Below are 13,352 nucleotides of genomic sequence, written 5' to 3'. Positions count from 1 at the left end.
ATTTCTATTTCATCAATAACAAAAGCCTTTAAGGACGGCTAATTCCTCTACGTTGTAGATATTTACTACGCGCAATATTAAATCCACCCCATAAGAGCAGTGCGATAGCAAAAATACCGTTTAACGCAATAACATCATTGTAGGCACGCACTTGTGCTTCACGGGTGACCACTTGATTGAGTGTGCGCATGGCCTGAGTCGTTTGTAATGCTGGGTCATTTGTTGTGATGGCTGCACTACGTTGATAGGTGGAGAGCCTCTGAGAAACTAACGGGTCGGATTGTTCTAAATCTTTAATAATCTCGACTTGATAGTTTTGCGTGCGGTGTTGTTGATAGGTCGAGAAGAAAGAAGACCCGACCAAGCCACCAAAGGTTTGAGTTGCAGAGAACAGCACAATAAAAGTCACTACATACGAAGGACCTTTAGCCAAAGTTTGTGCGAAACCAATAAGTAGTAAAGGCCCAATAAATAAACCACCTGCGAAACCTACTAGGAACTGACTTGCAAAGAAGTTCACTGGTCGAACATCACTGGTTAAGTGATAATCTAGTCCACAAGCAACCAGAATTAAGAACTCTGCAAAAAGTAAGTGAAAGATAATTCGTTCACGTGAAAAAGTCAGTGCACTAAATAAGGTTCCACTTAAAATCCCGATGAATATCACAACATAAAGTGGTACAAACTGATCAGGCCCCATTCCCATGGCTTTTAAAAAATTAACAGCAGCATAGCTTTGCTCTGACATTAGAAGTCGAATAGCAAAAGCACCAAAAATGAAACGCAAGGTCGAAGAAGCACCTAACCAGCGTGTCATAATTAATGGATTGGCTCGATAGTGTTCATAGAGCAAACCAAGAACAACTAAGCTAAAGCCAGCAATTAAAACGTAAGCAAGCCATTCACTGTTAAACCACCAGAGAATTGGGCCTTGTGTGAGCACAATACATAAGCATGCAAAACCAGGTGCCAGTAAAGCAAAGGTAAAGAAATCCTGCTTCTCAAAAACATAGATCCGTAAGCTACGCGGTAGTTTCAATGAAACCACCATCGCTAAACAGCAAAGTGCTAAACCTAGCTCAAAGGTATATAGAACAGACCAACTGTCTGTACTGACAAGAAATGGAGAAATAATCCAAGCGAGGGGAACCCCTAACTGCTGAAAACCGAAGGCGATATATATACCTTTTGCCATGTCTGCTTTTTTAAAAGCTTGCATGGTGTAATACATACCTAAAGAGCTGAGAGGTGCTCCTGCTAAACCCGCCACAACCCGTGCGAATAGGGCCATTTCATAGGTATGCACAAAAATATGTAAAACCAGCACGGCAATAAAAATAACCAAACCTATTTCTGAAAATACTCTTAAGCCATACTGTTGTCTGGCTTTAAACAAAATCAGGTTTGAGCTGACATTTGCCATGACATAAGCAGCAGGGAGCCAAGCAGCTTCGGAAGGTGTCAGTCCATATTCACCTTGAATTAAAGGTAAATTTGCCGTAATAAAACCATTACTTAAGCTTGCCGAAAGGGCGACAAATAAACCAATAAAAAAGTAAATAAATCGCTTAGGTACAGAGTGAGCAATAGCTGCCGGTGAACCAGGTAGAGTCGGTTGCTCTTCTGGTGTCCAGTCGGGTGGTGTTTCTAAATAACGAGGCGTTTTACTCATTCTATCCCTCGAATTTTTTGTACTTGAATACCATGAATTAGTAATTCAATTGCTCGTTTTGCTAAGCGAGTTTGTTCTTCTGGCTCATGTCCTTGAAATGAAGAACCCAACATTGCAGTGATCATTGCATAGTCATTGGCAGTGAGATCAGCTCGGCACAGTTTTTGTTCTATCGCATTTTCAATCAGTGGGTTAAGTGCATTATTTCGCCGTTCATAAATTTTTAACATAATTGGATCTTGTCGATCAATCACTCTCCAAAAATCTTGCAAAATTGCAAGTTTAGGAAGTTGTGCAATATGTCCTTCAATTAAACGAAATAAACCATCCTCGAATTGTTGAAAATGAGCAGCTTTTTGCTCTAGCTGTGTAATCGCGCGTTCTAAAAGCGCGCTAATTAAAGCTTTGCGGTCACAAAAGTTACGGTAAAAAGTTGCTCTGCCTACACCTGCATGGTCAATCACAACTTGTAAGGGGACATTAATGCCATGAATACGAAAACATTCTTCGGCTGCATTGAGTAATTCATCCCGATTATGGGCAGCAATTTTTTGACGTTTACTCATGTCATTGGTTTGGGAGTTCTAAAGACCGATATATTTAACGGACATTTTTGTCCGTTGTGAAGATATAAATTGTAAAAAACATGAAAATTCAATTTTCATCATTTATATGTTTTCCGTTTTTATATGTGTCATAAAAAGCTGTTAGAATACCGCGCAATTGCATGATGCTAGGTCAATACAATGTTTGAGTCCCTTATTCCTCTTTTTTCAATTGCGATGGCATTGATGCTTGGAGCAATAAGCCCTGGGCCGAGCTTTATTTACGTAGCACAAAATTCAATTTCTAAATCACGTAAACATGGTTTATTTACAGCTTTAGGTACAGGTACAGGCGCAGCTCTTTTTGGTTTTCTAGCTGTTATGGGGTTGCAGGCAGTTTTATTAGCAGTACCTTCAGCATATTTAATCTTAAAAATTGGTGGTGGGCTGTATTTGCTTTGGCTGGCTTTTAAAATTATTAAACACGCTAAAGAACCAATTGCCATGGAAAATGATGGCAAATCAAAAATGACCTATAAACAGGCATATCGTTATGGCCTGATTACCCAGTTAAGCAACCCGAAAATTGCAGTCGTTCTAGCGAGCGTATTTACTGCTTTATTGCCAAAAGAAATTCCAAATTACTACTACGTTGCATTGCCAGTGATTTGTTTTATGATCGATGCAGGGTGGTATTCATGTGTTGCAATGCTGCTCTCTTCAGAGAAGCCTAGAACAATGTACTTAAAAGCAAAAACTGGCGTTGACCGAGTAGCTGGAAGCATTGTGAGTGTATTAGGTTTAAAATTAATTTTCTTCAAATGATAAGCCTTTAATTAAAATATCTAAAAAATCCAAAGCCAGCTATTTATAGTCTGGCTTTATTTTTGAGTAAAATATATACAAATTGAAATATCTTTTTTAGTACTTAAACATTTAAAAAGTGGTAACTTAATAAATAAAACAAAAAGAAATGAGGGTCACGTTATGAAAAAACTAATGGTGAGCATTTCTGTAGTTTTTCTCATCTTAACTACAGGATGTGAGATGAGAACCATGAGCAAGCAACAGCCAGCAAATGAGCGAACTATGAGCATTGTTGGTACACCTGTTCATGAAAAAGATTACAAAATTTCTGATTTACAAGCCAATAATCATGAGCAATCCAACTATTAAGTTACTCACAGCTTGCATCACTTACTGCATTTTAAATGTAGTAAGTGCATGTGACCCTGCATCTTTGGATTGGAAGCTTTTTCAGGAAAAATATGATGTAAATCATGATGGCTTATACAGCTTAAAAGAGTTTCAACAGGTACAAGATTTCTATCCTTATCGTTGGCCTACTGATAAGCGTTTTCAGGGAGAGAATAAGCAAACAGAGCTATTTCATTATTTAGATAAAAATAAGAATGACTATTTAACCAATGAGGAGTTGGGGAATATACACGTTTTACTTAGTAACCCTTGTGAAGGGCGGCCGTGGTCATAATTTAAATCTTCTTATAGATGTTCCTTGAAAATTTATAGTTAAAAAAAGCTCCCAATTTAGGGAGCTTTTTTATATGCAGGCGGATTAAGACACTTTATCGCCAGGTTTCGCACCGCTATCTGGTGAAATAATGAAAATACCTTCACCATTTCCGGCAGCAAGTACCATACCGTTTGAAATACCAAAACGCATTTTACGTGGTGCAAGGTTAGCAACCATAACAACCAATTTACCCTTTAGGTCTTCTGGCGCATATTGACTACGAATACCACTAAATACGTTACGTGGTTCAGCTTCACCAACATCTAACGTCAATTGAAGTAATTTATCTGAACCTTCAACTGTACCTGCTTCAAGTACTTGAGCAACACGTAAGTCAACTTTTAAGAAATCTTCAATACCGATAATTTCAGCTTCACCCACTGCTGGAGTAGGCACTGCTTTTTTCTCGGCAGATTTCTCTTTTTTCGCTGCCGCTTTTGTTGCTTCTGGAGCTGGAGCACCTAAAGACTCTTTAGAAGCATCAACCATAGCTGCAACAGCTTTTGGATCAACACGTTGCATAAGTGGCTGGAACTGCGCAATCTCATGGCTTACAAGAATTTGTTTGCGTGACTCGAAATCGAAGCTTTCAAGTTTTAAGAAATCTTGAACTTGTTGAGCTAAAGTTGGCAGAACTGGAGCCAAGTACACCGCTAATTGACGGAATAAGTTGATACCCACAGAACATACATCAAGAACTTGTTGCTCTTGACCTTCTTGTTTAGCAAGAGCCCAAGGTTTCTTCTCATCAATATATTGGTTTGCACGGTCAGCAAGCGCCATAATTTCACGGATCGCCGTTGAGAATTCACGTGCTTCATATGCTTTAGCAATTGAATCGCCTGCATCAATAAAGCTTTGTACTAACTCAGATTCTGCACATTCAGCAGATAACGTATTGTTAAAGCTGCTATTGACGAATTTTGCACAGCGGCTAGCAATATTGACGACTTTACCGACTAAGTCTGAGTTTACTTTTTGAACAAAGTCATCAAGGTTCAAGTCAGAATCTTCAACTTTATCTGAAAGCTTAGAAGCAAAGTAGTAACGTAAATACTCTGGGTTTAAATGCTGTAAATACGTCTCGGCCTTAATGAAAGTACCGCGTGACTTAGACATTTTTTGTCCATTTACAGTCAAGAAACCATTTACAAACAAGCCTGTTGGGGTGCGATAGTTCGCGCCTTCAAGCATTGCAGGCCAGAACAAAGCATGGAAATAAACAATGTCTTTACCAATAAAATGATAAACATCGTTTTGGCTGTCTTTTTTCCAGAAATCGTCAAAGTTTAAATCTGGACGTTTAGTTTTGATGTAGTTTTCAAAACTAGACATATAACCAATTGGGGCATCTACCCACACGTAGAAATATTTATTTGGTGCATCTGGAATTTCAAAGCCAAAATATGGTGCATCACGAGAAATATCCCAGTCTGCTAAACCAGCTTCAAACCATTCATCTAACTTGTTCGCAATTGAAAGAGGTAAACGACCTTCATCACGCGTCCATTTCTGTAAATATTCAGAGAAGTTTGGAAGCTTGAAGAAATAGTGATCTGATGATTTTTCAACTGGTGTTGCACCACTTAAAGTTGAACGTGGGTTAAGTAACTCGGTCGCATTATAAGTTGTACCACACACTTCACATGAGTCGCCGTATTGATCTTCTGATTTACATTTCGGGCATGTGCCTTTAATGAAACGGTCAGACAAGAACATACCTTTTTCTGGGTCAAATAATTGAGTTACAGGGCGAACTGCAATATTTCCAGCTTCACGGTTTTTAATGTAGATATCTGTTGAGCGTGCTTTGTTTGCATCGCTATGTGTTGAATCGTAATGATCGAAATGTACGCCAAAACCGTCAAAATCACGAATGTGCTCTTTTTGAACATTCGCAATTTGCTCTTCTGGGCTAATGCCATTCGCTTCAGCACGTAGCATAATGGCTGTACCGTGAGCATCATCCGCACATACATAAGTCACATCATGACCCATTGCTCGCATGGCACGAACCCAGATATCTGCCTGGATGTAACCGAGTAAATGACCCATATGAATTGGACCATTCGCATAAGGGAGGGCATTGGTGACTAAAATTTTACGCACGGATCTCATTCTCTCATTCGTATTTATAAGGTGGAAGATTTTAACTGATGAAGGAGGAAAAACAAAGCAACGCTTTGTCCGACTGCAAGACGAGAGCTGTGCTTGAGTGGTGGGATAAGCAAAGATTAATAAACTTTGCCCGAGCGAAAGGCGAAAGCTAAGCTTGAGTGGCGGGATAAGCAAAGATTAATAATCTTTAGCTAAGCATAAGAGGCATCTATAAAAATGGATGTGAAGTCAAAAGCTGTTTCTCTTTAGAACAGATAAACAAATCAAAAAATATTTGAATCTTCCTGTATTGTCTTTGTTTCAAATTGCAGTTACGGTCAGAAAATAAACCATAACGATGTATAACTAATAACTTATTCAGGTAATTTTTTTAATTAACGATGAGGATAACAACGATGACTACTGAAAATAAATTAGACGAATTAAAGGCAAAAGCGGCAGATGTAAAAGTACAAGGCGAAAAAGCTTTGGACGATTTAAAAGAAAATGTAAAAGAGAAACAGGCTGCTGGTAAAGAAGCAGTTGAAGATAAAGTAGATGAGTTAAAGGCAAAAGCAGCAGATGCAAAAGCACAAGGTGAAAAAGCCTTGGATGATTTGAAGGACAATGTAAAAGAGAAACAAGCTGCTGCAAAAGAAGCCGTTGAAGATAAAGCCAGTGATTTGAAAGGTAAACTTGACGACGCTCAGCATAGTCTGCAAGACAAATTTGATCACTTGCGTACCGAAGCCGCCCATAAACTGGATGATGCTAAAGCCAAAGCAGCAGAATTAAAGGAAGAAGCTGCTTCAAAACTTGATGAGTTAAAAACTCAGGCAACTGCAAAGTTTGATGAATTGAAGAAGACAGCAACAGATAAACTCAATAAATTAAAAAATCACGACTCTGCTGAATAAGCTGATTTAAACCAAAATCTGTACTCCTCACTCAAATGATGAGGCTTTAAAATTAGCAATTATTCATTTCGAGTTGAGCGAGTGCGGATCAATACTGTTACACTAGCTCCAACAAGCTGTAATGATCTGTTTTTGGAGTAAACAATATGTCTTGGCTTTCTTCATTAAAGTCCGTTTTTTCACCTGCACAAGAAGTGAAAGAAGATGAAATCCAAACTGTACTCCAAAACTATTTACTACCGCATTCAAAAGATGCCTTAAAAGAGCGCATTAGCCAGCTCCAAGTTCAGGGGCGTGTATTACAACTTACTATTAATACATTTCCTGATGAAAAAGAGCATTTGCAGCAAATTCATGATGATTTGGCTAGTGCATTAGAAAAGTGTGGTATTGAAGAACTGAACTTACATGTAGTTCAACAAAAGCGTCCTGCACCAGAAAGTTCAGGTCATGCTTGTTCATCTAAAGCACCGAAAGAAAATTCAAATTTACCTCCTGTGCTTGATGCCTCACCTAAATCTGAGCCAGATCCAAACAATCCACCGATTCAGAAAGCTGCTCCGCAACAAAGAGATGTTCCGCTTCATCCTCGAATTAAGAACGTTATTTTAGTTTCATCTGGTAAAGGTGGGGTTGGTAAATCGACAACTACGGTTAATTTAGCACTTGCCTTACAAAAAATGGGACTTAAGGTAGGGGTGTTGGACGCTGATATCTATGGCCCAAGTATTCCAACCATGCTAGGCAATGCTGGCAAAACGCCTCTTATTGAAAGTGAAAATTTTGTACCTTTAGAGGCATACGGTATGGCTGTGCTTTCTATTGGACATTTAACAGGAGATAACAATACTCCTGTCGCATGGCGTGGACCAAAAGCAACTGGTGCTTTAATGCAATTGTTTAACCAAACACTTTGGCCAGATTTAGATGTATTGATGATTGATATGCCGCCGGGTACAGGCGATATTCAACTTACGCTTGCACAGCGTATTCCAGTAACTGGCTCAATCATTGTGACGACTCCGCAAAATGTTGCTTTGTTAGATGCCACTAAAGGAATTGAGTTATTTAATAAAGTTGGCATACCAGTATTGGGTGTTGTTGAAAACATGTCGACTCATATTTGCTCTAACTGTGGGCACGAAGAACAAATTTTTGGTATTGGTGGCGGTGATAAGCTTTCCGAGCAATATCATATTCCATTGTTAGGGCGTTTGCCTTTAAATGCTCAAATCCGTGAACATGCAGATCAGGGTAAACCGAGTGTTGTAGCAATGGATGACGCAGCTGATAGCTATATCGATATTGCTAAAGCGGTATGGCAACAGATTGAAAAAATCCCTCAACGCACGCGTGATGATAAACGAATCTTTTGATTCATCCGACCCGGCTTTAAGCCGGGTTTTTTATTATTTGGTTAAAAGAAAAATTTAAATCACTGAATCTAAATAACAAAGCTGAACTTGAAATTGGCATGTAGATTGCTACTTTACGCTTTTAAAAAGAAATAGGTGAGAAATGCAATTTAAATATACTTTTGGCGTTATCAGTTTATGTAGCACTTTATTTTTGGTTGGATGTAACGACGACCATTCAACAGTGTCCCAAACAACGACAGTTGAAGAGCAAAAACAGAAATTACAACCGATTATTATTCAAGGCGCCTTACCTGTAGAGTCAAAACAGATGGCATCTAAATTACAGAATGTGACTGTTGAAACAATAGGAGGGTGGACTTTCTGGAAAGGAACTCACAATGGCTATCCAATGATTATTTCTAAAACACGGATGGGTATGAGTAACTCTGCCGCGGCAACAGCTCTAGCCATTGAACGTTATAAACCGATTGCGATTATTAATCAGGGGACTGCAGGCGGTCACGACCCAGATCTACACGTTTACGATATTGTTCTAGGAAAATATGCGACCAATATTGGTGCGTTTAGAACGCCTAAACAACCATTAGGAGCTGGATCAAATTCACTCACTTGGGTTGAAGCATTTGATGTATTGCCAACAGATGAATCAGACCCAGAACCTATTGCAATTCGCAAATTTGAAGGCGATAAAGAATTATTAATGGCGGCACATAAAGTTCGTTATGACAAAGGTGAAGTAGTCGAAGGGACGATTGGATCGGCAGATGTTTGGAATAATGAGCTTGATCGTATTCAATTTTTCCATCAACGTTATGGTACCTCTGTTGAGGAAATGGAAGCAGCATCGGTTGCACAAATCGCAAGTCAGTTTAATGTTCCTTTTTTAGGAATTCGAATTTTATCTAATAATATTACCAATAATGGAGCGTATGACCCAGGTACTGGAGAGGCTTGCCAAGAGTATGTGCTTAATGTTGCTGAAGAATATATGAAATCTAAACTATCAAAATAATAGTTTAACTATAGGCAAGAAGATGGGTTCTTATAGGGCATCTTCTTGTTTTTTATAACCAGCTCTACTTTTCCAATTCCGAATGACCATCCAGCGCCAGAAAACTTCGGTCACTATATACAGTATGATTGCAAATACAAATGCTTCAACTATAAGCCCAGACATTAAAATTTTAGCGAGACTAAAATCTATATGCCCATGACCAAAATGGGTAATCCACCTAGAAATCTGATGAAGTACGCCTAAAAGCATCTTTTTATTGATCATATGTACATGATAAATGTGCGAACCAAACCAGAAACCAGTATATAAAATGGGAACTAATGTGAGTGGGTTGCTGAGCCAAGCGAGCATTAGGCTAATAGGTAAATTTACTTCAAACAGCAATACCGCCATCACAATAAAAACACTATGAAAGGGAATAGGCAGTAAACCAAAAAACGTTCCTACAAAAACCGCTCTTGTAATCGATTTACGGTTGACATACCAAAGCACTGGATTAAGGGTTTTTTTCCCAAAAATCCTTAAAAATTTCATATTTGAAACTTTCTCTGGAGAAGGAAGCCAAGACTGAAAAAATTGCTTTGCCATAATCATAGGATAGTAGAGTCTGGTGACTCATATAAACACAAAAAAACAATATATTAATTGAAACTTATTAAAAGCTTAAAAATTAAACTTACTGCTGTAATAATTCATTATAGATCTTTTCGACCTAAAAATAGATTTAAAATAAAAATACTTATATTACTTAATACAATTTGGCACGCAAAGCGCGACAACTGACTCTAAAGTTTTTTAGCTTAATTTTTTTAAAAATTACGTATCTATTTGTTTATTTGTTATTTTTTAATTTTACTGATTAATATTTTAAAAAATTGTCTTACAATTAGATTTTGCCTTCCCAAAAGATATCTATTAATCTGAGATGACTACATTGTGAGGTCATTCAATGATTTCATGGCTATTTATTGGCTTAGTTGCCACAATTTTACTTACCCCAGGCCCAACCAATACTTTACTCGCATCGTCAGGAGTGCAAGTAGGTCTTAAGAAGTCTGCGAAATTAATTCCGGCAGAAGTTCTTGGATATGTAATTTCTATTTCAGCTTGGGGGATGTTAATCGGGAAAGTTTCTGCAACGCTTCCTTTCTTACCTCCTATGCTTAAATTGCTAAGCGCTTGTTACATTATTTTTTTAGCAATTAAGTTATGGCACACAGCCAATCAGCAACTTGAGTTAGATCAGCCAACGATTCGCCCGCGTGAGTTGTTCTGTGCAACTTTACTTAACCCTAAAGCATTACTGTTTGCTTCAGCTATTTTCCCTGTTGCAGCATGGACTGATTTTCATATTTATCTCATTCATATGCTGGCTTATTTAGCGTTGATTACACCAATTGCGTTGTTCTGGATTTTCTTGGGTTCAATTTTGGCAGGCAATAAAGTACGTTGGTTAAATCAATCGAATTTACAAAAAACAGCCTCACTAGTTTTAGTTAGTTTCTCAATTCCGATTAGCTATTCTGCGTTATTAAACCTTTAAAAGTCTTGCTGAGCTATTCTTATCGAGAAGAGTAGCTCAAGCATTGTTTTCATAATTGCTTTTTTACGTTAAAGTACGTCGCAATCAATGAAATTACCTTTTGGATAGAAAATACATGGCTATTAAGTCTGATCGTTGGATTCGCGAAATGAGCGAAAAACACGGCATGATTGAACCTTATGCAGAGAATCAAGTCCGTTTTGATAAGAATGGCGAAAAATTGATTTCCTACGGGGTCTCTAGCTATGGTTATGACGTACGCTGTGCCCGCGAATTTAAAGTTTTCACTAACGTACATTCTGCAATTGTTGATCCGAAAAATTTTGATGATAAAAGTTTTATCGACATTGAATCTGACGTTTGTATTATTCCGCCAAACTCATTTGCTCTAGCGCGTACCATTGAATATTTCCGTATTCCACGTAATGTTTTAACTGTATGTTTGGGTAAATCAACTTATGCGCGCTGCGGTATTATTGTAAATGTGACTCCTTTAGAACCAGAATGGGAAGGTCACGTTACTTTAGAGTTTTCAAATACTACGAACTTACCTGCACGTATTTATGCAGGTGAAGGTGTAGCACAAATGCTTTTCTTTGAAAGCGATGAAGTTTGTGAAACGTCTTATAAAGACCGTGGTGGTAAATACCAGGGACAAACTGGCGTTACGCTTCCTAAAACCTAAGTTGTTTTAAATTAGATTAAATTCTAAAAAATGGGTCGCTTTGAGTGGCCCATTTTTGTTGAAAAATAAAGAAAGTGGTATTCATCGGAATATTTATAAATGAACGTTTTCTTTTGTAAAAAATGATATAAAATGATCAATAATTGATTTGTTTCTTTGAGTTGTATCACACAATTTAAAAGGACTTAAATCATAAAAATCAGATATCGGCATTTCTTTGTTTATTCAATTTAAGATTAGATTAAAGAAAGGGAAGCCAAATAAAAAGAAATTAAATTAGATTATGCCCCCAAGGATACGGAGGTCGGTCATGCGACAGTTTACGTCTCTTCATATAGCTATAGCGCTTGGAAGCTTATACTTTTCTTCAGCTTATGCTGGTTCTACTTTAGTTCCAATGTCAGATGCTGAATTGTCAGCTACTCGTGGCCAAGCCTTGATGAGTATGTCTTATATTGCGCCTACGGACTCTGCAAATTTAGAAAAACTACGCGATAACAGCAGTAATATTGGTTTTTATAAATTAGGAATGGAAGCTGAGTTAGAAATCAATACTAATATCCGTAAACTACAGTTGGGCTGCGGTGGGGTAAATGGAGCTGGCGGTTGTGATATCGATATTGATAACCTAAGTTTAAGTGGACAAAATTTTGATACCAATGGGAACCCCTTACCCATGTCTAATGAAGATCGTGCCTCATCTTCTGCCGTACTAACGAATCCATTCATTGAGTTTGCTATTAAGAATCCAACTTCAGCCTCGACACGTGAAGTAGTCGGTTTAAGGTTGAGTGCTGAAAAATTTATTGGTTTATTAACGGCAGGTACTGAAAATACAACGACTCCGAATGGGATCAATTCTATTTCCGGTTATATGAAGGTTCAGTCTGATAGTAGTGGTTTAATTAAAGGTTATGCGACAACTTCTGCTACGCGCGACAATTTATATGGTGCTAATGCAGTTACAGGTCGGTTACAAGCTTTGGGTTTAGGTGGATTTGCAGAAGTTAGTTTTATTACTTCAAATGGTGGATTTAATATTCCTGGCATTCAAAATAACTATTTTGAAATCGCGCCCATTCAAGTTAATGGTAATCGGGTTACCTCAAAAGTTTTATCCGCTCCAGTGAAAGTCCCAAATATTTATGTAGGTCATAGTAGTTCTTATCCTGTCGATGGGACAGTGCAATATAATGCAGCAGGTCCGCATGATCCTGCTTATCCTGAACCGACAGGTATTTATACTCAAGGCGGTAAAGTTGAAGCAACAGTAACAGATTGCTCTATTTTAGCTTGTGCTGTAGCGGGTAAAGGTTCCAAATTTCCTAATGTATATATGAATGGTACAATTGCAAATATTACTGCCAATTTAAATTTAACTCAGTCACTAGGGCTTATTCATAATTTGCCAATTAATTCACCAATGTATCTCGCACTACAAAATCAAATGCTGCAATGGCCTGGAGCAAAAGCAGATGACGTAGCCCAAAAGGGTTGGTGGATGTCTTTTGCAAACCCAGTTAATGTCGGTAACATCATTCCACAAGATGCGATTGATATTTCACCCCTATTCCCGCAAATTTCAACTGCTGTTTCTGCATATTTACAAGACCACCCAGCACAAACTTCTGATTTATTTGGATTATTAAATGTGGGCGATTTAGATGTAAATATTGGAACGATTGATTTGAAAAATAGTCCACTTACTTTAAATTTAAGCAATTTGCAGTTAACAAATCAAAACTTTAAGCCAAACTGTCATGGTTCAGGTTTAACTTTTTGTTAAATTCAGAGACGGCGGGCTAGGCTGCTTTACATTCATCGGAAAAGTAATTTTTTACATGCTTTTTTTTGCATTTGTGCAAATATTCCGCATAATAGAAATGTGGAAAGGTTGGCAATATCTTTTAGATTTGCCTCTTTGTCTAAGGTGAAAAGGATATATTCACCTGGCATCAAGGATTG

At 37.9% G+C, this 13,352-nt stretch carries 13 protein-coding genes; 9 read left to right on the top strand and 4 right to left on the bottom strand.

All coding sequences use genetic code 11. The features are described 5' to 3' along the window. Positions 1-28 precede the first annotated feature (28 nt). Together ACH63V_RS05560 and ACH63V_RS05555 are read right to left on the bottom strand one after the other, a co-directional pair. Positions 29-1,672 carry an MFS transporter gene (locus ACH63V_RS05560; RefSeq protein WP_240288183.1) on the bottom strand — a complete coding sequence of 548 codons (1,644 nt, stop codon included), beginning with the start codon at positions 1,670-1,672 and terminating at the stop codon, positions 29-31. Continuing rightward, entirely contained in the window at positions 1,669-2,238 is a 570-nt protein-coding gene (locus ACH63V_RS05555; RefSeq protein ID WP_068936156.1) for a TetR/AcrR family transcriptional regulator, read from the bottom strand. Before ACH63V_RS05555 ends, ACH63V_RS05560 begins: the two co-directional genes overlap by 4 nt. 180 nt (positions 2,239-2,418) lie before the next feature. Between ACH63V_RS05555 and ACH63V_RS05550 the strand changes: the two genes are divergently transcribed. From ACH63V_RS05550 to ACH63V_RS05540, 3 genes are all read left to right on the top strand, one after another. Beyond that, positions 2,419-3,042, top strand: coding sequence for a LysE family translocator (locus ACH63V_RS05550; protein WP_004703462.1), 624 nt, complete (start codon positions 2,419-2,421; stop codon positions 3,040-3,042). A 162-nt stretch (positions 3,043-3,204) separates the two neighbouring features. Continuing rightward, positions 3,205-3,393: an NF038215 family lipoprotein gene (locus tag ACH63V_RS05545; protein WP_068936152.1), complete on the top strand. Its 189-nt coding sequence runs from the start codon at positions 3,205-3,207 to the stop codon at positions 3,391-3,393. Further along, positions 3,374-3,709: a calcium-binding protein gene (locus tag ACH63V_RS05540; RefSeq protein WP_396462952.1), complete on the top strand. Its 336-nt coding sequence runs from the start codon at positions 3,374-3,376 to the stop codon at positions 3,707-3,709. The genes ACH63V_RS05545 and ACH63V_RS05540 overlap by 20 nt, the downstream gene beginning before the upstream one ends. 84 nt (positions 3,710-3,793) lie before the next feature. Here ACH63V_RS05540 and metG read toward each other — a convergent pair whose 3' ends face one another. Further along, positions 3,794-5,860 (bottom strand): methionine--tRNA ligase, encoded by a 2,067-nt coding sequence (gene metG, locus ACH63V_RS05535; RefSeq protein WP_263613030.1) that lies wholly within the window; start codon positions 5,858-5,860, stop codon positions 3,794-3,796. A gap of 404 nt (positions 5,861-6,264) precedes the next feature. Here metG and ACH63V_RS05530 point away from each other — a divergent pair, with 404 nt between their 5' ends. The 3 genes from ACH63V_RS05530 to ACH63V_RS05520 all read left to right on the top strand — a co-directional run bounded on the left by ACH63V_RS05530 (position 6,265) and on the right by ACH63V_RS05520 (position 9,156). Beyond that, positions 6,265-6,765 (top strand): hypothetical protein, encoded by a 501-nt coding sequence (locus ACH63V_RS05530; RefSeq protein WP_396462951.1) that lies wholly within the window; start codon positions 6,265-6,267, stop codon positions 6,763-6,765. A gap of 146 nt (positions 6,766-6,911) precedes the next feature. Next, the gene (apbC, locus tag ACH63V_RS05525) at positions 6,912-8,141 is read left to right on the top strand and encodes an iron-sulfur cluster carrier protein ApbC (RefSeq protein WP_263613032.1); all 1,230 of its coding nucleotides are present in this window, start codon (positions 6,912-6,914) and stop codon (positions 8,139-8,141) included. A 142-nt stretch (positions 8,142-8,283) separates the two neighbouring features. Beyond that, complete coding sequence (locus ACH63V_RS05520) at positions 8,284-9,156, top strand: 5'-methylthioadenosine/S-adenosylhomocysteine nucleosidase (RefSeq protein WP_396462950.1); 873 nt, start codon at positions 8,284-8,286, stop codon at positions 9,154-9,156. 30 nt (positions 9,157-9,186) lie between these two features. On the opposite strand, the gene ACH63V_RS05515 is transcribed toward ACH63V_RS05520, so the two are convergent. Further along, positions 9,187-9,753 carry a DUF2062 domain-containing protein gene (locus tag ACH63V_RS05515; RefSeq protein WP_343570221.1) on the bottom strand — a complete coding sequence of 189 codons (567 nt, stop codon included), beginning with the start codon at positions 9,751-9,753 and terminating at the stop codon, positions 9,187-9,189. Between the two features lie 355 nt (positions 9,754-10,108). On the opposite strand from ACH63V_RS05515, the gene ACH63V_RS05510 reads away from it, so the two are divergent. The 3 genes from ACH63V_RS05510 to ACH63V_RS05500 all read left to right on the top strand — a co-directional run bounded on the left by ACH63V_RS05510 (position 10,109) and on the right by ACH63V_RS05500 (position 13,173). Next, positions 10,109-10,702, top strand: coding sequence for a LysE family transporter (locus ACH63V_RS05510; protein ID WP_263613035.1), 594 nt, complete (start codon positions 10,109-10,111; stop codon positions 10,700-10,702). 115 nt (positions 10,703-10,817) lie between these two features. Next, positions 10,818-11,387, top strand: a complete 570-nt coding sequence (dcd, locus tag ACH63V_RS05505) for a dCTP deaminase (RefSeq protein ID WP_002120290.1) — start codon at positions 10,818-10,820, stop codon at positions 11,385-11,387. Between the two features lie 310 nt (positions 11,388-11,697). Continuing rightward, on the top strand, positions 11,698-13,173 hold the full coding sequence (locus ACH63V_RS05500; RefSeq protein ID WP_396462949.1) for a hypothetical protein: 1,476 nt from the start codon (positions 11,698-11,700) through the stop codon (positions 13,171-13,173). The last annotated feature ends 179 nt before the right edge of the window (positions 13,174-13,352 follow it).

Source organism: Acinetobacter sp. ABJ-A23_2, from assembly GCF_044538765.1.
GTDB lineage: Bacteria > Pseudomonadota > Gammaproteobacteria > Pseudomonadales > Moraxellaceae > Acinetobacter > Acinetobacter nosocomialis_A.
The sequence above is the reverse complement of the archived record's forward strand: the minus strand, read 5'-3'. Positions and strand labels throughout refer to the sequence as shown.

What these genes read in the sequence shown, in the direction of transcription:
- ACH63V_RS05560 (WP_240288183.1), bottom strand. Translation starts at nt 1,672, where the DNA reads ATGAGTAAAACGCCTCGTTATTTAGAAACACCACCCGACTGGACACCA.
- ACH63V_RS05555 (WP_068936156.1), bottom strand. Translation starts at nt 2,238, where the DNA reads ATGAGTAAACGTCAAAAAATTGCTGCCCATAATCGGGATGAATTACTC.
- ACH63V_RS05520 (WP_396462950.1), top strand. Translation starts at nt 8,284, where the DNA reads ATGCAATTTAAATATACTTTTGGCGTTATCAGTTTATGTAGCACTTTA.
- ACH63V_RS05545 (WP_068936152.1), top strand. Translation starts at nt 3,205, where the DNA reads ATGAAAAAACTAATGGTGAGCATTTCTGTAGTTTTTCTCATCTTAACT.
- ACH63V_RS05515 (WP_343570221.1), bottom strand. Translation starts at nt 9,753, where the DNA reads ATGATTATGGCAAAGCAATTTTTTCAGTCTTGGCTTCCTTCTCCAGAG.
- ACH63V_RS05500 (WP_396462949.1), top strand. Translation starts at nt 11,698, where the DNA reads ATGCGACAGTTTACGTCTCTTCATATAGCTATAGCGCTTGGAAGCTTA.
- ACH63V_RS05510 (WP_263613035.1), top strand. Translation starts at nt 10,109, where the DNA reads ATGATTTCATGGCTATTTATTGGCTTAGTTGCCACAATTTTACTTACC.
- ACH63V_RS05550 (WP_004703462.1), top strand. Translation starts at nt 2,419, where the DNA reads ATGTTTGAGTCCCTTATTCCTCTTTTTTCAATTGCGATGGCATTGATG.
- ACH63V_RS05540 (WP_396462952.1), top strand. Translation starts at nt 3,374, where the DNA reads ATGAGCAATCCAACTATTAAGTTACTCACAGCTTGCATCACTTACTGC.
- dcd (WP_002120290.1), top strand. Translation starts at nt 10,818, where the DNA reads ATGGCTATTAAGTCTGATCGTTGGATTCGCGAAATGAGCGAAAAACAC.
- ACH63V_RS05530 (WP_396462951.1), top strand. Translation starts at nt 6,265, where the DNA reads ATGACTACTGAAAATAAATTAGACGAATTAAAGGCAAAAGCGGCAGAT.
- apbC (WP_263613032.1), top strand. Translation starts at nt 6,912, where the DNA reads ATGTCTTGGCTTTCTTCATTAAAGTCCGTTTTTTCACCTGCACAAGAA.